At 43.5% G+C, this 21,162-nt stretch carries 21 protein-coding genes and 1 rRNA gene; 2 read left to right on the forward strand and 20 right to left on the reverse strand.

Annotation, left to right across the window (positions count from 1 at the left end; translation table 11 throughout):
• A 16S ribosomal RNA gene (locus BMX79_RS05140) occupies positions 1 to 189 on the reverse strand; the annotation flags it as partial.
• A gap of 391 nt (positions 190 to 580) precedes the next feature.
• Positions 581 to 1,270, reverse strand: a complete 690-nt coding sequence (locus BMX79_RS05145; protein WP_091480302.1) for an O-methyltransferase — start codon at positions 1,268 to 1,270, stop codon at positions 581 to 583.
• Positions 1,271 to 1,412: 142 nt separating this feature from the next.
• Between BMX79_RS05145 and cbpA the strand changes: the two genes are divergently transcribed.
• Complete coding sequence (cbpA, locus tag BMX79_RS05150) at positions 1,413 to 2,051, forward strand: cyclic di-AMP binding protein CbpA (protein WP_091479928.1); 639 nt, start codon at positions 1,413 to 1,415, stop codon at positions 2,049 to 2,051.
• An 88-nt stretch (positions 2,052 to 2,139) separates the two neighbouring features.
• Here the strand turns inward: cbpA and BMX79_RS05155 are convergent, their stop codons facing one another.
• The 18 genes from BMX79_RS05155 to BMX79_RS05240 form a co-directional block, all read right to left on the reverse strand.
• A complete protein-coding gene (locus tag BMX79_RS05155; protein ID WP_170230973.1) occupies positions 2,140 to 2,634 on the reverse strand; it encodes a QueT transporter family protein in 495 nt (164 codons plus the stop codon).
• A 166-nt stretch (positions 2,635 to 2,800) separates the two neighbouring features.
• Positions 2,801 to 3,157 (reverse strand): type II toxin-antitoxin system PemK/MazF family toxin, encoded by a 357-nt coding sequence (locus tag BMX79_RS05160; protein WP_091479932.1) that lies wholly within the window; start codon positions 3,155 to 3,157, stop codon positions 2,801 to 2,803.
• Positions 3,158 to 3,228: 71 nt separating this feature from the next.
• Positions 3,229 to 3,480, reverse strand: a complete 252-nt coding sequence (locus BMX79_RS05165) for a hypothetical protein (RefSeq protein WP_091479935.1) — start codon at positions 3,478 to 3,480, stop codon at positions 3,229 to 3,231.
• Between the two features lie 203 nt (positions 3,481 to 3,683).
• Positions 3,684 to 4,037, reverse strand: a complete 354-nt coding sequence (gene acpS / locus BMX79_RS05170; protein WP_091479937.1) for a holo-ACP synthase — start codon at positions 4,035 to 4,037, stop codon at positions 3,684 to 3,686.
• Positions 4,038 to 4,220: 183 nt separating this feature from the next.
• On the reverse strand, positions 4,221 to 5,684 hold the full coding sequence (gene cshA / locus BMX79_RS05175) for a degradosome RNA helicase CshA (RefSeq protein WP_091479939.1): 1,464 nt from the start codon (positions 5,682 to 5,684) through the stop codon (positions 4,221 to 4,223).
• Positions 5,685 to 6,006: 322 nt separating this feature from the next.
• Positions 6,007 to 7,401, reverse strand: coding sequence for a UDP-N-acetylmuramoyl-tripeptide--D-alanyl-D-alanine ligase (locus BMX79_RS05180; protein ID WP_091479942.1), 1,395 nt, complete (start codon positions 7,399 to 7,401; stop codon positions 6,007 to 6,009).
• A gap of 36 nt (positions 7,402 to 7,437) precedes the next feature.
• Positions 7,438 to 8,493 carry a D-alanine--D-alanine ligase family protein gene (locus BMX79_RS05185; RefSeq protein ID WP_091479944.1) on the reverse strand — a complete coding sequence of 352 codons (1,056 nt, stop codon included), beginning with the start codon at positions 8,491 to 8,493 and terminating at the stop codon, positions 7,438 to 7,440.
• Between the two features lie 161 nt (positions 8,494 to 8,654).
• Complete coding sequence (locus BMX79_RS05190; RefSeq protein WP_091265428.1) at positions 8,655 to 8,909, reverse strand: type B 50S ribosomal protein L31; 255 nt, start codon at positions 8,907 to 8,909, stop codon at positions 8,655 to 8,657.
• Between the two features lie 198 nt (positions 8,910 to 9,107).
• Positions 9,108 to 10,364 (reverse strand): transcription termination factor Rho, encoded by a 1,257-nt coding sequence (gene rho, locus BMX79_RS05195; RefSeq protein WP_091479946.1) that lies wholly within the window; start codon positions 10,362 to 10,364, stop codon positions 9,108 to 9,110.
• Between the two features lie 26 nt (positions 10,365 to 10,390).
• Complete coding sequence (gene murA / locus BMX79_RS05200) at positions 10,391 to 11,662, reverse strand: UDP-N-acetylglucosamine 1-carboxyvinyltransferase (protein ID WP_091479948.1); 1,272 nt, start codon at positions 11,660 to 11,662, stop codon at positions 10,391 to 10,393.
• Between the two features lie 91 nt (positions 11,663 to 11,753).
• Positions 11,754 to 12,314 (reverse strand): biotin transporter BioY, encoded by a 561-nt coding sequence (locus BMX79_RS05205; protein ID WP_091479951.1) that lies wholly within the window; start codon positions 12,312 to 12,314, stop codon positions 11,754 to 11,756.
• 239 nt (positions 12,315 to 12,553) lie between these two features.
• On the reverse strand, positions 12,554 to 13,120 hold the full coding sequence (locus BMX79_RS05210; RefSeq protein ID WP_091479953.1) for an NADPH-dependent FMN reductase: 567 nt from the start codon (positions 13,118 to 13,120) through the stop codon (positions 12,554 to 12,556).
• A gap of 12 nt (positions 13,121 to 13,132) precedes the next feature.
• The gene (locus tag BMX79_RS05215; RefSeq protein WP_091479955.1) at positions 13,133 to 14,203 is read right to left on the reverse strand and encodes an LLM class flavin-dependent oxidoreductase; all 1,071 of its coding nucleotides are present in this window, start codon (positions 14,201 to 14,203) and stop codon (positions 13,133 to 13,135) included.
• A 605-nt stretch (positions 14,204 to 14,808) separates the two neighbouring features.
• Positions 14,809 to 15,744, reverse strand: a complete 936-nt coding sequence (locus BMX79_RS05220) for a nuclease-related domain-containing protein (RefSeq protein WP_170230972.1) — start codon at positions 15,742 to 15,744, stop codon at positions 14,809 to 14,811.
• 225 nt (positions 15,745 to 15,969) lie between these two features.
• A complete protein-coding gene (fba, locus tag BMX79_RS05225; protein ID WP_091479961.1) occupies positions 15,970 to 16,827 on the reverse strand; it encodes a class II fructose-1,6-bisphosphate aldolase in 858 nt (285 codons plus the stop codon).
• A 157-nt stretch (positions 16,828 to 16,984) separates the two neighbouring features.
• Complete coding sequence (gene pyrG / locus BMX79_RS05230) at positions 16,985 to 18,592, reverse strand: CTP synthase (protein WP_091479962.1); 1,608 nt, start codon at positions 18,590 to 18,592, stop codon at positions 16,985 to 16,987.
• A 417-nt stretch (positions 18,593 to 19,009) separates the two neighbouring features.
• The gene (rpoE, locus tag BMX79_RS05235; protein ID WP_091479965.1) at positions 19,010 to 19,603 is read right to left on the reverse strand and encodes a DNA-directed RNA polymerase subunit delta; all 594 of its coding nucleotides are present in this window, start codon (positions 19,601 to 19,603) and stop codon (positions 19,010 to 19,012) included.
• 66 nt (positions 19,604 to 19,669) lie between these two features.
• Positions 19,670 to 20,110: a YwiB family protein gene (locus BMX79_RS05240; RefSeq protein WP_246117641.1), complete on the reverse strand. Its 441-nt coding sequence runs from the start codon at positions 20,108 to 20,110 to the stop codon at positions 19,670 to 19,672.
• Between the two features lie 175 nt (positions 20,111 to 20,285).
• Between BMX79_RS05240 and BMX79_RS05245 the strand changes: the two genes are divergently transcribed.
• A complete protein-coding gene (locus BMX79_RS05245) occupies positions 20,286 to 21,125 on the forward strand; it encodes a lipoate--protein ligase family protein (RefSeq protein WP_091479966.1) in 840 nt (279 codons plus the stop codon).
• The last annotated feature ends 37 nt before the right edge of the window (positions 21,126 to 21,162 follow it).

The following is a 21,162-nucleotide window of genomic DNA, read 5'->3' on the forward strand; positions in this document are numbered from 1 at the left end:
ATGATCACCTATGCGGTATTAGCACCCGTTTCCGGATGTTATCCCCCTCTTATGGGCAGGTTCCCCACGTGTTACTCACCCGTTCGCCACTCATCCACACTCTGCAAGCAGAGTGCTTCAGCGTTCGACTTGCATGTATTAGGCATACCGCCAGCGTTCGTCCTGAGCCAGGATCAAACTCTCATTTTAAGTTTGACTTGCTCATAGTATTAATTGTGAGTTAACCATGTTAACTCGTTTGTTGCCTTCGACTCCAAAAGAATCGAAGACCCCTGCACATTTGGTTGTTTCTACTTTGTTCAGTTTTCAAAGATCTATCTCGTTCAGCTCTTTATTTCGTCTCATTCCGTTCGAGCTGACTTTTATAATATTACATTGTTTTCAATTAGATGTCAACAACTTTTTAAAAAAGTTTTTTGTGCATTTGATCCGCACAACGCTGACACAAAGGAAAACTTTGGTTGCTGTTATTCAACAACGAATATAACTATACCAAGTTTCCCATCTTTCGTCAACAGGTTTTCGGATATTTATTAATTCTTTTTCGCGTAGGCTAAAACACAGCGTTACTTGATCAGCTTTATTCTTCCTTCATAAATGAAAAATCAGCTTCGTCTCTTTTTGTAATCATTAACAGTCCATCTCCTACTGGCAGGATTACCGCATCCATTGCCGGGTGGTCCAACACTACATCAAGAAACTCATTTAATTTTCGGTGGATCTTTCTTGTGCGTTTCGGAATGTCCTTTTCATCATCAAGAATCGTACCTCCCTGGAGGACATCATCGACGGCTAATACACCACCCGTTTTCAGGATACGATAACATTCCGGAAAGAAGCTGTAGTATTTTGCTTTAGCGCTGTCCATGAAAATAAAATCTTTCGAGTCAGACTCTATTTTTTCCAGCCATTCATTGGCCTGACCTTTTAAAAGCGTCACTTTATCTTCCAGCCCCAGAAGCTGAAAATTAGATTCCGCTTTATCAATCATATCCGGATTTCGTTCAATTGTTGTTACGTGTCCGCTCTTAGGCATAGATTCAAGCATAAGAGCGGCCGAGAATCCAATGGCTGTTCCAACTTCAAGTACGTCTTTTGGGCTGAGCAAAGGAAGCAGCCATTTAAAGAACGCGACTGTTTCGTGAGGGATGACCGGAACGCGGTTTTCATTCGCCCATTTTTCAATCTCCAGCAATTTCCCTTTCAGCTGTTTCTGGTCTCTTCTAAGAAATTCTCTAACGTCGTTATTGATGACAGGGCGATCCATCATTTCATTCCGTTTATGCAATGTCGATTCCTCTTTTCTTTTATTTTCTCTATTTTACACTGTTTTATCTACTTAACCAAGATTGATTCTGTTATAATGAAAATGTGAAAACACGAAAAATCAGATGAGAAGGAGCTTTTGATTTATGCTTATCAAACAACTATCAGTCCCTAAAAACAACGTCACGACTATTTCTGAATCAGCTACTTTACAGGAAGCGATCACTCTATTAGAAGAAACTGGATTCCGATGTGTGCCTGTGCTGGATAAAAGCGGTCGTATTTTCCGCGGAAACATCTATAAAATGCACATTTATCGCCACAAGGCCAATGGTGGAGATATGGACCTTCCGGTGACCCACTTACTTAAGAATGCAACCAAGTATGTACACATTAATTCGTCGTTCTTTAAAATCTTCTTTATGATCAAAGACTTACCGTATATTACTGTCCTAGATGAGAACAATAATTTCTACGGTATTCTGACTCACAGCACATTGATTGACTTGCTTCAGCAGTCCTGGAGTATCGACCAGGGAAGCTACGTTCTTACCATCGCTACTCCTGGTGAAAGAGGAGATCTGGCTAACATCTCCAAACTGATCAACCGCTACTGTTCGATCATGAGCTGTATTACTCTTGATGTCCAGAGAGAGAATATGGTTCGCCGAACAATCATGACTTTGGAACCTGGCATCTCGCGAAAAACTGTTGACGAAATTTCAAAGGTTCTTGACAGAAAAGGCTTCAAGGTTGTACAGGTTGAAGACCTTCATAACGATTAAGATTAAATAGAAAAACAGTGCTGCTCCTATTGTCGCTCTTATAAAAGAGAACACTAGGAACTGCACTATTTTTTTGCGCCAGACTTGTTTAGTTTTCCATTCGTTTATTGAAGTTCAGTTTCTTATCCAGTGAAAGGATGATTGGTATCCCGACACCCATAGTAACAAACTGTCCCAGGAATACTGTCAGGTAAGTTAACCAGAAAACTTCCTCTACCCCAATAAGCAGGAGCATCAGTGCGATCATGAAGCTGAACACTGAGAATATAACGGTGTTAATCACCATCTTCTTAACTGGTGACTGAATTTTCTTTGTCACTATAAAGAAAATAATAAATGAGACAATTGTATGGCCGACGCCTAGAATCCAGTCGTATACTCCAAAAGGAGACAGAATCAGATTTGTCAGGACGACTCCGGCCGTTACACCATAAGCATACTTTTTATTAAAGACAGCCAGATGATTCAGCATCTCAGATAATCTGAACTGAATCGCTCCAAATCCAAACGGAGCGATAAGTAGTGTAATGCCTGTGTAAAGTGCTCCTATTATAGCATTTAGAACCCATTGCTTTGTTTTCATTACCATTTCCTCCTAGTTTTTATATCGTGGGTTGGCGCTTTCGAACCACGGTCGTTTTTAGACAACGAGGATAAGTTTAGCATGCTTACATTGATATTTCAATACAAAAAAGACAGACTCCGGTCGCCGAGACCAGACTCTGTCTTACACTAAGTATCGTAAGAACTTAAATATGTTTGTATTTGCTTGATAATCCAACACTGATAGCCAAAGCTTCATCAACGGCATTCATCGTCTCAGCATCCAGCTGGGTGACTTGGTCTTTCAGTCGCTGTTTATCGATCGTTCTGATCTGTTCAAGCAGAATGACAGAATTTTTTTCCAGTCCCTGCTCAGCGCTGACTTCAACATGCGTCGGCATTTTACCTTTTTCTATTCTAGTTGTGATAGCCGCAACAATAACTGTCGGACTATATTTGTTCCCAACGTTATTTTGAATAATCAGAACAGGTCGCATGCCGCCTTGTTCCGATCCAACTACCGGGGATAAATCTGCATAAAAAATATCTCCACGCTTAACCATAGGCTTTCCTCCTTGAAGGAGCCTTTCAGATAAGGTCGTGTTCCGTTTGAAGAGCAGTCGGAACCTTATTATCAGATATGGGTGTGCGCTTCGCTCTCGCATCCATCAAATTCGGAACAAATTTCCAAATTAATGTGCCCCATTTCTGCATATCCCTTCCTCATGGCATCCATTTTATTCATTGTTTCTCGAACAAAGCAGTGGAAAATATCAGACATGAGTTCTGTCTCTTCAGTATCTGTCTCCATGCAATATTCTTCGATGTCTTCGTACACTGATTGATCAAGTTCAATAACCATTTTTCTGTTGCTATGCTCTTTCATTAATATGCCCTCCAAAATATACTGATAAAAAAGCTAAACAGCCAGCTTGCTTGACACCAATGTCAGAAGCTTCAATGAATACTTAGCCATAAGAAATGTGAAATCGCATCTCTTGTCTGTTAGTTTATCATGAAAGGCAAACAAATTGAACCGCTCTTTGTGACAATTCTTTGACTCAAAAAACCGCCCAACGAGAACAAGTGTTATTTATCTTCTAAAACGACCTGCGCTACCGCGATCGTCCCTGTATGGGAAATTGATACCCACACCTTTCCCGGGAAAGGGCTTTGTGTAATTACAGGTTTCCCTTGTTCATCTGGAAGAATCTCAACATCGAGAAAAGTCAACTTACCGATACCTGTTCCCAGCGCTTTAGAGAACGCTTCTTTTGCTGAGAATCGGCCGGCTAAAAATTCAATCTGTCTCGTTCCGCTCAATGAGTGAAAGAACTCCCGTTCATTAGTTGTCAGAACTCGGTCAGCAAAGGATGGTCTTTTTATGTATGCTTTGTTGATCCGTTCAATATCGACGATATCCAGTCCGATACCAGCAATCATCTGTGTTCCTCAATTCTATAACTCTATATTAAATCAATCAGCTACTGTATCATGTTACCAGATTAAATAATAAAAGTCATTTCATATAATTTAAGATTAGATTAAAAAGAACCGGCTGATCATCTGTTCTTGTTACATTGAACAGATGATCAGCCGGCTAGTTTTATTTATTCAGTTCGCTCATTAGTTTGAACGGCGGTTATTTGAACGGTTCCCTTTATCTCCAGAACGTCCTTTACCTTTATAGTTGCGGTTTCCACCTTTACCTCTACGGTTGTTGGAATAGTTTCCTTTTCCGCCACGGCCACCGCCACGTCGCTTATCTTTGCTTGGAAGCGGACGCTGAGGTGTGATGCTTACTGGTACATCCGTCGGATCTTTAACCATGTTCTTAACTAAAGCAGCAGCCAGATCTTCAGCTGAGTATGAACTCAGGAGCTTTTCAGCAGCAGCTTCGTACTTATCCAGGCCATTCTGATCGATCATTTCCTGAATGTCTGCCATAGCCGTCTGCAGCTGACTTTCAAGCGCTTCGTCGTTTGTAGGTGGACGAAGAGACGTCATTGGCTGTTTAGTCAGTTTTTCAACTGTACGCAGGTAGCCCATTTCATGAGGCGTGACGAATGTAACAGCTACGCCTTCTTCACCAGCACGTCCAGTACGTCCGATACGGTGAACATAACTTTCAGGATCTTGAGGAATGTCATAGTTGTATACGTGTGACAGTCCGCTGACATCCAGCCCCCTGGCAGCGACGTCTGTTGCTACTAGGATATCGATTTTACCTTTTTTAAAGTCTTTCAAGACGCTCATACGCTTGCCTTGAGAAAGGTCTCCATGGATTCCTTCAGCCTGGTATCCGCGCATTTCAAGTCCTTTAGCCAGTTCATCGACACGTCTTTTCGTACGTCCGAATACGATAGCTGACTTAGGATTCTGTACATCCAGCAGGCGAGTCATGATATCAAACTTCTCGTTGTCTCGCGCTTTTGTATAGTACTGTTGGATAGTTGAAGCAGATAGTGTTTTCGTTTTGATACGAACTGTTTCAGGGTCCTGCATGAAGCGTTCACCGATACGTTTGATCGGAGCCGGCATAGTTGCTGAGAATAGCAAGGTCTGACGCTCAGCTGGTACTTCCTGAATGATTGTTTCGATATCTTCGATGAATCCCATATTAAGCATTTCATCAGCTTCGTCTAGCACCAATGTCTGAACCTGGTTCAGTTTCAATGTTTTACGACGGATGTGGTCAAGCATACGACCAGGTGTTCCAACAACGATTTGTGCGCCACCTTTGATCTGCTTGATCTGACGTCCGATGTCAGCTCCACCGTAGACACATGTTACTTTCACACGCTTGTCTTTGCTTAAACGGAATAGTTCTTCCTGTGTCTGGATAGCCAGTTCACGAGTAGGGGCGATAACAAGCCCTTGAACATTGTGGTTTTTGACGTCGATTTTCTGAAGCATAGGCAGACCGAAAGCGGCAGTTTTACCTGTTCCTGTCTGTGCTTGTCCGATGACGTCTTTTCCTGCAAGTGCAAGCGGGATCGTCTGCTCCTGGATTGGTGTTGTTTCTTCAAATCCCATATTCTGTACGGATTTGAGTAGTTCAGGTAGTAAATCTAGTTCATTAAATTTCAAAGAATGTTTCCTCCTAATATTTTCCTTAGCGTTCATTCGTTTACGAGCCAAGGTACAGTCACTCTTACATTAAGAGAAACTTCGAAAGCAATGAACAGATTTGTATCTTTCTGTTCAAATAAAGACCCTAGTGTTCGTCACTCAATTTCGATGCGATACACCAGGGATCATAGTTAACTTGACTCAGTATTTAATTTTAAATTCTATACGGATAATTCGACGTATCCATTAAACGAACGGTTCACTTCATTCCAGATGTTATCTTAACACATGAATGACTTGTTTTCAACTCGTTTTCATACCTAGATAAAATGAATACGTTTTAACCTTCATCTCCATGTCTTAACTTAGTCACAACTTCAAGCATCCCTGTACTCAAGCTCGATTTCAGTAATACAGTGTCATCTTTCTGTATCTGCTTCGTCAGATAATCGACTAAAGGCTGCTTGTTTCCTTCAAAGTGCTGAAGAGTCTGGTCATCCATCTGAGGTAAAAGCTTATCATACAATGCTTTCATATCTTTCCCGTATAAGACGATCAGATCAGCTTTCTTAGGATCGATTGCTTCACTCAGACTCTCATGCATGACTCTGGAGTGCTCACCCAGTTCCAGTACATCTCCAAGGACAATAACTTTCCTTTTAGGTACATCGATTTCCTGGAAATAACGTAGAACGGCTTTCATTGATGATGGACTGGCGTTGTATGCGTCGTTGAGCAGAGTGGATCCATTGATGCCATCGATCCATTCAAGACGGTTCTTGGTCAGTTCAAAGTTCTCAAGCTGGACATAGGCTTCCGTATCAGATATGCCAATCTCCTTTCCGACTAGAATGGCGGCCAGGGCGTTCTGAACATTGTAGATGCCCGGGACTGGCAGCGTGCATGCCTGTTTTGGATCTGCATTAGTCGTAAAGACTGTCTGTCGCAACCTTGCTTCCACTGTCAGTGGATAGAGATCCACGCCTTCTTCTTTTCCGAAGGTCAGACGCTTGCCTACAGTCGCATCCACATACCCTGCTGCTATTTTATCTTGAAGCAGCGGTTCTTTGCCTGGATAGATCAGTATGCCGTTCGACATCCCTTTAACGATTTCAAGTTTAGCTTCAGAAATCGCATCACGCGACCCGAGAAATTCAATATGAGATTCTCCGATCATCGTAATCACAGCAATGTCAGGATGCGCCAGCTGAGAGAGCACTTCAATCTCCCCTCGTTCACTCATTCCCATTTCAAGTACAAGAACTTCTGTATCCTCCGGCATATTGAGTATCGTAAACGGTAGTCCCAGGTGATTGTTGAAGTTCCCAACTGTCTTATACGTCCGGTATCTGGCAGAAGCAACGGCTGCGACCATGTCTTTCGTTGTTGTCTTTCCGTTACTTCCAGTAATCCCAATGACTTTAGGTCCTACTTTGTTCAGATAATACTGCGCGAAGTTCTGAAAGGCTTTTTCCGTATCCTCTACTGCTATGATCGGGAAACCTTCCGGAGCTTTTTCTGTGTCATCACTCCAGAAACTGGCAGCCGCCCCCTTTTCAATCGCCGCTTTGATAAAATCATGCCCGTTCCTCTCAGCAGTCAGAGGGATGAACAGGTCACTCGGCTGCAGCGAGCGCGTATCAAACGATACGCCTTCTATCTTCAGATTGTCGTCTCCACCAATCAGCTTGCCATCCACAGCTGAAGCTATTTCTTTTAATGTCCATTTAGCCATTGTTTCTCTCCGTTCCTTCTGTTCCTTGATTCCTTCTTACTTGTTTCGTCTTGTATTAAGCTCCAGACGGTCCTTGTGACGCCTGATACCCAGCTGAATTACTTCTTCAATCAGATCTTCATAAGGCAGACCCGTTTTTGCCCATACTCTAGGATACATACTGTTGTTCGTAAACCCAGGGAAAGTGTTGACTTCATTGACGTAGACTTCTCCATCTTCAGTAAGGAAGAAATCGACACGAGACACCCCAGTGCCATCGATAGCGTGAAAGGCACGCGCTGCCAGCTCCCTCAGCTTTTTGGTCAACTCATCTGAAATATCTGACGGGACCTGTCTAATCACTTCCTGGTTCAGGTATTTGTCTTCATAGTCATAAAATGGCTTATGCTTGATAAGTTCACCTGGAACTGATGTATGGATATCTTCATTGCCTAAGACGGCTACTTCAATTTCTCTCGCTTTGACGCCTTTCTCCACCACGATTCTGGTGTCATATTCAAATGCGAGTTCAATCGCCTCTTTTAACTTGTCTTCTTCAAGCACTCGCGTAATACCCACGCTCGATCCCAGATTGGCCGGCTTGACGAACATCGGGAAGCCTAGAGACTGAATCAGACCGTCCTTAACTTTATCAGGATCAACTTTCCAGTCAGTCAGTTTTACCTCATTATAAGGCAGGATGGGCAGCCCTGCTTCTTTAAATACGCTTTTACTAATGATCTTGTCCATACCGACAGCACTTGCGAGTACGCCAGCTCCTACATAAGGAATGTCGAACACTTCAAAGAGACCTTGAACCGTCCCATCTTCACCATTCGGGCCGTGAAGCACCGGGAAAGCTACTGATTCACCTTCCATCATTTCAATGAAATTAAACGGCTGTTTCTTGTCAATCTGATTCATTTCTTCCACTTCAGGAATATCATCTTTGCTGTTCACATTTCCAGCCTTGTACCACTGACCTTCTCTAGTGATATAAACCGGTATGACTGTGTAATGATCATAATATATTTTCTGTAAAATCGAGTAAGCGGATTTGATGGATACTTCATGTTCCGCACTCTTTCCTCCATAGATCAGATAAAGTTTCATTCGTTTCCTCCTGTATTAAGCTGATAGTTTATTACATAGGTAAAACAGAATCTAATCTCATTTTAGCATATTTTCCCGCTGCAACAATATAATTCGGTATCGGATACCGATTGTATTTTGGGCAAAGAAAAAAGCCCTGGCTAGCCAGAGCTTTAAACCGATTATTCTTCGTCTGCAAGACCGTATTTCTTGTTGAAACGGTCGATACGTCCATCTGCCTGAGCAAATTTCTGACGTCCAGTGTAGAACGGATGAGAGTCAGATGTAACCTCCATACGGATAAGCGGATACTCTTTTCCATCTTCCCATTCAACTGTTTCGTTTGATGTTGTAGTAGACCCTGACATGAATTTAAATCCTGTCGTTGTGTCCATGAACACTACTTGACGATATTCTGGATGAATTCCTTGTTTCATATCTTTTTCACTCCTTCATGCCATGAAACCTCTGCGGCTCCATAGTTATCTTAATCCTTTAAGTCAGCGACTGGGTGATCAGCGCTAAGCACTGGTCTCCTTCATCGGCTTGATTATATATGCAACACTAGACATAGTAACATATCCTGTCGTCTGTTGCAATGGATTGTCGCTTTTTTCTGCACATTATTTAGACGATTACTGCTTAAGTACTTTTTCTACAAAGGCGGCATTCTTACCGTAACGTCTCAATGTCTTGATGAACTGATCCGTATACTCCAGTGAATCATTGCGCATCCCTCTACGCAGTTTGTAGACCGCTTCGTATTCTTCCTTGGATAGAAGCATTTCTTCTTTACGGGTACTTGATTTTTTAATGTCGATTGCCGGATAGATGCGTCGCTCAGCCAGTTCTCGGGACAGATGGACTTCCATGTTACCCGTTCCTTTGAACTCTTCATAAATGACATCGTCCATTCGGCTTCCGGTATCCACTAATGCTGTTGCGACGATCGTCATGCTGCCGCCTTCTTCAACATTACGGGCAGACCCGAAGAAACGTTTTGGTCTATAAAGAGCTGCTGGATCGATCCCACCGGAAAGCGTACGCCCACTTGGCTGTTCCACAAGGTTATACGCTCGAGCCAGACGAGTGATGCTGTCCATAAGGATAACTACATCCTGCTTGTCCTCAACCAGTCGTCTTGCACGTTCGAGAACCAGTTCGCTTACTTTGACGTGGTTCTGCGGCTGCTGATCGAATGTCGAATGAACGACTTCTCCATCGATGCTCCGTTCCAGATCGGTTACCTCTTCTGGACGTTCATCGATAAGCAGGACAATCAGTTCAACTTCCGGATGATTTGCCTTGATTCCATTGGCAATTTCTTTGAGCAATGTCGTCTTCCCTACCTTAGGCGGTGCGACGATCAGTCCTCTCTGTCCGAACCCAATCGGAGCCACGAGATCGATCATTCGTGCAGACAGTTCGTTCTCGGATGATTCAAGGTTGATTCGACGATCCGGATACAACGGTGTAAGGGCCGGGAAATGAGGGCGTTCTCTAGCTTCTTCAGGATTCTTTCCATTGACCAGTTTGACGTTCATCAGTCCGTAGTACCGTTCCCCCGCTTTAGGCGGCCGTGCTGTACCGGTGATTTTATCTCCATTTCTCAAGCTGAAACGTGTCATCTGAGAGGCTGAAATATAAATATCTTCGTTACTATGAGAGTAATTGATCGGACGTAAAAAACCAAAGTCCTGGCTGTTGATTTTATCGAGCACCCCGCTGACCTGGAAATACCCCTGCTTTTCTTCCTGCGCGCGAATAACAGCCAGAGACAGTTCCTTTTTGTTCATCTGACTGTAATAAGGTATTTTCAATCGCTTAGCGTGCTCATAAATCTCTTTTAAAGTCATGTTCTGTAAATCACTGAAAGTTAAAAAATTTGCCACTCGTCCCTATCCCCTATTCCTATAATTTAATCGCCACTCTCTTCCATGTAAATGTCTGCACCAAGAGCGGTCAATTTTTCTACAATATGATCATATCCTCTAAGAATATTATCTACTCCATCAATGGTCGTCTGTCCTTCAGCAATCAGACCGGCAACCACAAGACAGGCACCGGCTCTCAAATCACTGGCTTTGACTTCGGTTCCTTCAAGATGTGTGCCGCCTTCAATCAGGATGACATCACTTTCCACACGAGCTTTAGCACCCATACGGTTCAGTTCCGGAATATGCTTGATGCGTTTCGGATAAATCGTATCCACAATCATTGATTCACCTTGTGCCATCATAAGCAGAGGTGTAAACGGCTGCTGCAAGTCGGTCGCAAAACCAGGATAAGGCAGTGTCTTGATAGAAACACCTCTCAGATTCCCTTCCGGCTTGGTGATACGAACGTAATCTTCCCCAATCTCAAGAGGCACGCCCATTTCTTCCATCTTTGCAATCAGACTTTCCAGATGCTCAACAATGACGTTGCGGATAACGACATCTTTCCCTTTTGCCGCAGCCATGATCAGGTACGTGCCTGCTTCGATGCGGTCAGGAATTACAGTGTGACGGCATCCATGCATCTCTTCGACACCATCTATACGGATAATGTCTGTTCCTGCTCCACGTACTTTTGCACCCATGTTATTTAGAAGCGTCGCTACATCAATGATTTCAGGTTCACGCGCAGCGTTTTCGATGATTGTTCTGCCTTTAGCTTTTACTGCTGCCAGCATGACATTGATCGTTGCTCCAATGGACACGACATCAAAATAGACACGCGCAGCCTGGAGACCATCTTCATCTGTCTTGAGATACATTGCACCCATTTCATTGTCAACAGTAGCTCCTAAGGCTCTGAACCCTTTCAGGTGCTGGTCGATCGGACGCGGACCAAGGAAGCATCCACCAGGAAGACCCACGACGCCTTGACCAAACTTAGTCAGTAAAGCGCCCATAAAGTAATACGATGCTCTCAGGCTCTTTATTTTTCCCGTAGGCATAGGAACCGATACCATCTCTGTGGGATCTACTGTCAATGTTGTGCCTTCAAAGTGCGTTTTCACATTCATGTCATTTAGAATTTCGATGAGCGAGTGGACATCTGCAATGTTTGGTACGCCTTCCAGCGTAACAGGTGAATCTGCAAGAATCGACGCTGGAATCAGCGCTACTGTACTGTTCTTTGCTCCTGAAATCGTTACTTCGCCGGATAAGTCATGTCCACCATTTACGATTAGTTTTTGTGTCATTATAAGTCCTCACTTTTGTTTATACGTTTATTGTTTGTCTGAATTTTTTATCTCGAACATTGTGTCATTATATTTTTCAAGGTCGGGCTGCTTACAGTTTAACGATACGCCTTGCGAATGGCAAGCTGGACAATCTGTCATATAAAGCGATGGCCAGAAGCATTTTAAGCGCATCAATAGGAAGAAAGACCGTCAGATTCAAGCTGACAATGCTCATCAGCGAAATCGGCGAGTCAAGAACTGTGTTCATAAGTACATACTGATAACTCATACCTGTTATATACAGTACGACTAATCCCAGGCTCATGATCCCTGTCATTTCCCATTTATTTCTCTGTTTCTTTAATCCTGACCCGACTATCCATGCGACAGCCAGTGCTCCCGCGATATAACCGAAAGACGGAGAAAGAATACTTCCCATGCCCCCGCTTCCCCCAGCAAATACAGGCATTCCGATCAATCCCATAACGATATACAAAATAATCGTCATCAGACCTTTGACTGGTCCTAATAACGCCGGAATAAATAAAAAGAAGAATACTTGTAAAGTGATTGGGATAACTCCAATTGGTAAGACGACAATTGAAGAGACAGCAAGGAGTGCTGCGGATAAGGCTATTTGAGTAAGGTCATGTGCAGATGGTTTTTTCATTTCTTTAACCTACTAACATTTTGTTTAGTTTATAGTGAACTACTAATTAAGATGGTTTCTATCATCAGAAGTTCATTTGCATTTTCTTGTAATGCGAACGGTTAGCATGTGACGACGTGAACAATGCTTTAGAATATACAGTTGCCCACACTCATAATCATACAGGGTTTACTTTTTTTTTCAACATAAAAATACAGAACACTAACTATTGTTAATGTTCTGTAAGATTTTATTCACTTTTAAAACCCATATTGTTCTTCTTTAATGCGTCTGGCTTCTTTATACGTCTCGGCAAGAACCATTGTGTCTTCCACTAGACGTTCGATTCTAAATACCGCATCCTCATTGACAATTTCCTTACGGTAGAAGTCTCTTTCTTCCATGAAGGTATAGGTCTGAACAATTTGAGCCTTCATATAAGCAAGGATCGGTTTGAGCTGTGTTTCAGCAATCAGGTAATGTTTGGCAGATCCCGCTGTCACCAGTATGCCTGCTGTTTTGTCTCTCAGCCCGTCTTGAGGAAGAAGATCGAACACGTTTTTCAGAGAGCCGGGAATGGATGCCTGAAAGATAGGTGTCCCGATGAGGATGATGTCAGACTCCATAATCGTCTCGGTCACGACTTTCGTGTCTCCTTTATATTCTCTGAAGTCCCGTCCATCACTGAAAACCAGTTCGAAATCAGCCAGATCCAGAAGGGTAACCTCGTGCTCCGGATAGTTCCGTTCAATGATATCTTTTGTATAGTTCATCGCTGTTCGCGTTTTAGACCCGATCGTCGAGCCGGATAACAGGGTAATATTCAATCTAGTCACTCCTTATGCTTTTGCTTTAGCTGTATGCTTCTTGACTGCGGGTAAAATGTCATTTCCGATCAGTTCGATATTTCTCATGATCTTGTCAAACGGCACGCCGCCGAAATCCATTTGAGCAATATAACGCTGGTGATTGAACGTCTCATGCTGATACAGGATTTTCTCGATAATTTCCTGTGGGCTGCCGACGTTCATGATATTTTTCAGATGAGCGCCTTGTGCAAATGCCTGCTTAGGAAAGCCTCGTCCATTTGTCAGCTTCATCCCTTCGTTGATGTGCGGGTAATACTCTTTCAATGCTTGCTGAGTCGTGTCTGCTGCGTAAAAGAAGCCAGCTGTTGCCACAGGAAATTCTGATGGATCCTGGCCAAGGCTTTCTAAAGTTTCTCTATAAGCATCGATCGGCCGCTTGAATACAGATGCCGGACCCCCAAGCATCGCCTGATACATCGGCACGCCCTGGTAAGCAGCTTTCATTGCACTGGCCGGTGTGCCACCGACAGCACGCCATATCGGTAAGCTTCCATTAAGTGGACGTGGAAGAATATGCGCATCCCTTAGCGGCTGACGAAACTCCCCTTCCCAGTTGACGACTTCTTCTTTATTTATCTGCAGAAGAAGTTCAAATTTTTCTTCAAACAGTTCTTCATAATCATGGAGATCATACCCTAGAAGTTCGAACAAACCTACACGGGAAGCACGTCCTGCTACGATTTCTGCCCGACCACCTGAAATCAGATCGATCGTAGCAAAGTCTTCATAGACTCTCACCGGGTCAGACGTACTAATGATCGTGGATGAACTGCTGACTTTGATTTTTTCTGTCGCCTGGGCGATTGCGGACAGGACAACCGAATGTGCCTGCGTGGTGAAGTGGTCCTGGTGGCTTTCACCTACGCTGATTAGGTCGATGCCTGCTTCTTCAGCCAGCTTGGCCATTTCAATGATCTCCTGCAGTCGCTGCTGAGGGGAAATCCGTTTGTCTATATGTGGATTCTTTAAATGGTCCCCTAAAGTATACAGGCCAAACTCCAGGCCTTTGCTGTCATCGATTCGGTATTGTTCAAAACTCATGTTATCACTCTTTTCGTTTAAATTTCATCGCTGCTTCGACTTTTACTGGGGTGTCTCATTCAGATTCGGCGGGCAGGGATATCATAATTGCATTTTCCCCGCCCAAGCGAGTTGTTCTAGTTTCAGCAGCAGCAAGTCAGTCTTTATAATGACTTATGTGTGCTCTATTTCGTCTTCTGTTACACAGTATACACTATAAACTAACTTATAGTAAGTTTTTTATCTCTAATTCGTATGATTTTTACTCGACTCGTTCTGTCTGGCTTCTTTTAAGGGCTTTTGAAGTCGAAAGCGGTCGGTCGAGCCGACCGCTTCATTATTTTCAACTGCCTGGTTTGTGGAACTGCCATCGATTTTGGGTGGCTTTCTCTCTGTTTGTCCTGCTATTACCCACTCAATAGCACGGTTCTGTTGAGTGGGTAGTAATCAGCAATCTTTTTACCACTCAAATCCAAATCGATTTTGACTGGGCACTAATTTGTCATTTATGACCCACTCGTTAGTCCAGATTCACTGAGTGGGCAATAGTATGATATTTATTCCCCACTCAAAGGCAAAATCTGTCTGAGTGGGCGTATGTAATCGTCCGATGACGATTACACTCCTTATTTACTCTCTTTTTTGAAAGTTGTGCCTGATTTATTTCCTACTCTAGTATAATTTTCAGAAAGTATCCCACGTATTCTTTTTTTTGGAATAATTTGTCCATACCATCTATATATTTTTTCAGTCGTCAGTAATTCAGCAGGATATAAAAGTATAAACTCTTCAATTTGTCGGATGACTGCACTGTTCAATGACGATGAATGCTCGCAAACTAAACATTTACATGAGCGTTGATTAACTTGCACACTAAAACTACTGCATCGCGTACAAGCTATCCCCTTCCTCAACTCCTCATAAATATACTCCGGCCTTTTGATTTGAATGCGTCCTTCCTTATCGTGTTCCTCGATCAGTCTTTCTGCCAGTCTCTTCATCTTTTTCATCCCCCATGGCTCGTACAGCTGTCTGCGATCGATTTCGGTCAGACGGGATTGAATTTGCCCATAGAAAATGAACGGGTCGGCAGGTGTCGCATGATACAGCATACATGCCGGATTGACAAACACAATGTAGCCTTCGATACTCATTTTGACCTGCCAGGACTGCAGCAGCTGCCTCAGAAGAGACAACGTTCGATTAAGCTGGGTGAGCGGGTTCGATATCTCCTTGCCGGCTACTGTATAGATGTCGCCGTCTTTCATAATAAAGTCACCCTCGTAGTTCTTGACTTCAAAGATATACACGACTTCCGAAGTCAGGAGAACTGAATCGATCTGCACTGTGTTTCCTCTGATGGTCAGCGAAAGATCCTGCAGCATCACACACTCCTGCTCCAGGTACTTCTCTCCCATCTCGTCGAACTGCCTTTCACCAATTAATCCCTTCTCCATATTCAATAGATCCTGCTTCTGTTCAAATGAATATGCCTGCCTTTGGTTCAGGGCTCTCAGTACGTTGAGTTCTTTAGATGCTTCCCGCGGCTTCATTACCTTCATTGATTCTTTCCTCCAGCTGATCAATTTGTCTTCATTCATTATATTGTCCAAACGATTGGATTCTCACGAAATTGACTGGCAGCGTTTATCAAAAGCAGAAGATTTTCGCTCAAAAACGGGCCTCACTTTTCATAAAAAAAATCACCCTCAGGAACTGGCGACAGCTCAAGAGGGTGATTCTGTTGACGGGAAGGCACGGGCCCTCGCGTCTCTATTTTATTTTAATTAAGCTTTGTTTGAAGAACCGAATTCTCTCATTTTAGCTTTAGTTGTTTCAGTGATGTCTGCTTTACCAGGTCCGATGATTTTACGAGGATCGTAAACTTTTTCGTTGGTAGCAATCACTTCACGCGTGCGCTTAGTCCATACTTGCTGAAGCTCAGTGTTTACGTTGATTTTAGTATGACCATATTCGATTGCTTTTTCAATCTGGTGAGTTGGGATACCTGATCCACCGTGAAGTACAAGTGGTGCACCTGTCAGTTCAGAAATTTCTTTCATTTCGTCAAATCCAAGTTTAGGTTCTCCATCGTAGTCTCCGTGAACAGATCCTAGAGCAGCTGCTAGAGCATCGATTCCAGCTTCGTCAACCATACGTTTACACTCTTCTTTATCAGCGTACATTACGCCACCGACAACGCCGTCTTCTTCTCCGCCGACAGTACCGATTTCAGCTTCAACTGACGCACCTTTAGAGTGAGCATATTCAACCACTTTTTTAGTGAAAGAAATGTTGTCTTCGATTGGATCATGAGAGTGGTCGATCATAACTGAAGAGAATCCAGCGTCGATCGCAGCTTTACATGTGTCAAATGATGAACCGTGGTCCAGGTGAAGAGCTACAGGAACTGTAATGTCCATTTCTTCAAGTAAAGCAGTAACCATTGCAGATACCACTGTGAATCCACCCATGTATTTAGCTGCTCCTTCAGAAACACCTAAAATTACTGGAGAATTTTCTTCCTGTGCTGCCTGTAAAATGGCTTGTGTCCATTCTAAGTTGTTGATGTTGAATTGCCCAACTGCATACTTTTCAGCCAAAGCTTTGTTCAACATGTCTGTCATACTTACTAAACGACTCATAAATATAGCCTCCTCAAATTTTTGCGCACTTTTTAAACCGATATACGCACTCGGTCTCGCTTATTATTATATACAAAACTTCACAATAAAACTAGTATTAATCATTAGGTTGTTTCTCTATTTTCAACTTTTTTCATAAAACCAGCCTCATTATCATTTATTTATTCTTGTTTTCTAATGATTTTTCAATAAACGCTTTGAACAACGGCTGAGGTCTGTTCGGTCTGGAAATGAATTCCGGATGGAACTGGCAACCAACGAAATAAGGGTGATCGGCCACTTCGATGATTTCAACCAGTTTGTTATCGGGAGAAACACCAGAGAAAATCAGTCCTTTTTCTTCAAGCAGTTCACGATAACTGTTGTTGAATTCATAACGGTGACGGTGACGCTCCTGGACGACTTCCTGATTGTCATAGGCTTCAGCGGTCACTGTGCCCGGCTTCAGTTGACATGGGTATAGACCCAGCCTCAACGTTCCACCCATATCCGTCACATTTTTCTGATCCGGCATTAAGTCGATGATGTTGTGTTCGATGTCGGGATTGACTTCCGCTGACCCAGCCCCATCAAGGTTGGCTACATTGCGGGCAAATTCCACAGCTGCCAGCTGCATGCCCAGACAGATACCGAAGAATGGAATCTTGTTTTCCCTTGCATATCGAATCGCCAGCATTTTACCTTCCAGACCGCGTTCACCGAATCCACCTGGAACGAGGATCCCGTCCGCATCATCCAGTTCCTTGACTACTTCTTCCGGAGAAAGCTTTTCCGCATTAACCCATTTGATGTCAATTTCAGAGTCTGCTGCATAACCCGCATGCTTCAGTGCTTCAACTACGGACAGATAAGCATCCGGCAGTTCCACATATTTTCCTACGATAGCGATACGTGTAGATGTTTTTAGGTTCAGCACCTTTTCTTCCAGTGCTTTCCATTCTGTCATGTCCGCTTCCGGCACATCCAGTTTCAGATGATCGACTACAATCTGATCCAGTCCCTGTTTCTGCAAGTTCAACGGGATCGAGTAAAGCGTATCGACATCCAAAGATTCGATGACCGCTTTGGAATCCACATCGGTGAAGGACGCCAGTTTATCTTTTGTATGCTGCTCAACTGGATACTCCGAACGGACAATCAGCACGTTTGGCTGGATTCCTAAGCTTCTAAGCTCTTTTACACTGTGCTGGGTCGGCTTAGTTTTCATTTCACCGGCCGCTTTAAGGTAAGGAATCAGTGTCGTATGCAGATACATGACATTGTCGGACCCGACATCACTTTTCATCTGACGCAGTGCTTCAAGGAAAGGCAGCGACTCAATGTCTCCTACCGTTCCACCAACTTCAGTGATGATCACATCCGAATCGGTCGTCTGTGCCGCACGCATGATCTTTTTCTTGATTTCATCTGTAATGTGCGGAATGACCTGAACCGTTCCGCCCAGATAATCACCGCGACGTTCTTTGTTGATCACTTCAGAATAGACTTTCCCTGTCGTGACATTTGAATACTGGTTCAAATTGATATCGATGAATCGCTCGTAATGCCCCAGATCCAGATCCGTTTCAGCGCCATCATCCGTTACAAACACTTCTCCGTGCTGATACGGACTCATTGTCCCTGGATCCACATTGATATAAGGATCAAATTTCTGAATCGTTACTTTCAGCCCTCTGTTTTTCAATAGTCGGCCAAGAGAGGCTGCCGCGATGCCTTTTCCGATTGACGATACCACTCCGCCTGTTACAAAAATATACTTTGTCATAGTATTCCCTCCATAATTCTTTTAAGGAAAGGCAAAATGTCTCATAAAACAGAAAACTCCCTATTCCATTTAATAAATGAAATAGGGAGCGGTGAACTGTCTTGCATTCTGTCCTGTTGACCCTTTACATACATCACATGTACGTAGGGTGCCCAATAAATAGTTTAAAGACCTGACCGCTGTAAGTCAAGAACGAATTCTATTAGTTTTCCCATTTGAGTAAAGTAGAGGGATTACTGATCACTTCAACCGTCCGTCCGCCATATCTATGCCCATCTCCACTTTTATTCTGCGGACGACTTATTCGATCTCAGCTATAAATCTGACGCATTTTTACGCATCAAAAAAGCTGACCCCGGTATACAGAGAGTCAGCTTTTCCAGACAGGTTCAGCGATCAAACCGCCCGCCTTTACTTTTATTCTTCTTCGTCTTCTTCGTCTTCAAGAACATCTTCATCATCAACGATGTTCAGACCTTTCAGCTCTTCGCTGTCTTCGTCCTCATCACCAAGATCGTCGAGATCATCTTTGTATTCACCAAGGTCTTCCTCATCTTCGTCATCGACCATGACGCCATGCTCATCGACTTCAACGCGGTCCCCATATTTAATGGTTTCTTCCTCATCTTCGTCTTCGTCTTCTTCTTCTACTTCTACTTCTTCATCATCATAAGCCTGATCGAATCCAGTACGGCTTCTGCGACGCGGTCTCTCATCTTCTTCATCGTTATCATGCGTAATTTCTTCATCGATTGAGTCGACAGGGTACCATGCACGCAGACCCCAACGATTATCCCCCAGAGAAATGAATCGTCCGTCTACATTCAGATCAGTATAAAACTGAATCATTTCACGTTCCAATGTTTCATCATCCAGCTCCAGATAGTCTGCCACTTCTGACAGCAGATCATTGAAATCAGTGACTTGTCCAGTTGTTTCAAGGATGGCATGAGCCACATCTACCATAGCCAGTTCGTCTTTTGCCTGGCCTTTAAATTGATTTAATTCCACGACTGTAACGTCCTTTCTTTCATCGGTTTCATTAAACTTTCTCTTCAACTAATTTATACTACATGATTATGTTGTAAAACGCAATCTAATTTGATACTCCCCTAATTTTTGTCCATTTGCATGCAGCTTGTAATCGACATAGACTCTTCCGGAAAACGGGCGGTCATAATAGCTGACTCTCAAATCGTCGGTCAGTACCTGCAGCGGAATGATTCCCGCGGGGGTGGCGTAGTTGGTTTCTGTATGTCTGTCACTGTTGAACGTCAGACGCATCGTCCGCTCACCATTTCTGATCAGATTTACTACTCCATCGGGATTGATCTTGACGGTCACTGGAACTGTTGATTCCTCATGCGTTTCTTCAAAACGAATGTAGTAACTGTTATTCATGTACACGACTCGTCCTTTTTCTTCGAACGAATGCTGATGCGTTTCTCCATTCTGTATATAGGATGTTTCCATTTTTACTTCGGCCGGCAGACCGTTTTTTAAATCTCTTGAAGGCACAAGCGCTACTCCTTCCTTATTCTCTTTTGATTGTCTGTCCTATACAGTTTATCATAAATCGTATTCGGCGTCTCATTCTATATTTGACTCCTGTATCCTAACCCCGTTGATTTTTGGTATACTGAAAGAAACTGACGATAAAATAATTAATGAGATAACATGAAGGACGGACATTATGACTGAAACCTATTCTTATTTTAAAGATTACACACAGCCCTATCTGCTGTACGATAATCTGCCGGCTGATTATTCAGAGCACCGCTTCGCTCCTTTTGCGCTGACGGATGGCTTTATCAAAGAAGCAGGAGAAAAGAAGCAGCCCATCCTGCACTTCTGGCAGACTGACCCGCTGATCATTTTAGGAATGATGGATACTAAACTTCCATTCCTGAGCGATGCCCTTCCGGCTTTTGCGTCCGGTGGCTACGACTATTTGGTGCGAAATTCAGGTGGACTGGCTGTTGTGAGTGATGGCGGAGTACTGAACTTTTCCATGATTTTTCCTGAAGGCGAAGAGCGACTGTCTATCGACGAGGCCTACTCTCGAATGCATCATGTTGTTCAAGCGGCCTTTTCACGCTATAACAAGACGGTCGATGCGTATGAAATTGCAGACTCCTATTGCCCAGGTGAATTCGATTTAAGTATCGAGGGCAGAAAAATCGCCGGCATCGCCCAGCGACGGATCAAAGGCGGAATCGCTGTAATGATTTATCTCAGTGTATCAGGCGACCAGACACACCGGGCTGAGATGATTCGCGAGTTCTATACTCAAGGACTGGACGGAACAGAAACCAGATGGAGTTTTCCTGCTGTGAATCCGAATGTGATGACGACACTGGAAGATGCGCTTGGTGTTTCCTTGACCATTGAAGAAACAAAGCAGCATCTGCTTTCTGTATTTACTCAGGCGGGTGTATCACTGGTTCAAGGCGATATGACGCCATCCATCGCCTCTGCTTACGACGAAGGTCTTCAGAAAATGATCGTCCGAAATGACAAATTACTACCCTGATCCCCCCCTCAGTGCTTGAGGCTAAGAGAGGAAGGAA

This window comes from Alkalibacterium pelagium, assembly GCF_900109325.1.
GTDB lineage: Bacteria > Bacillota > Bacilli > Lactobacillales > Carnobacteriaceae_A > Alkalibacterium > Alkalibacterium pelagium.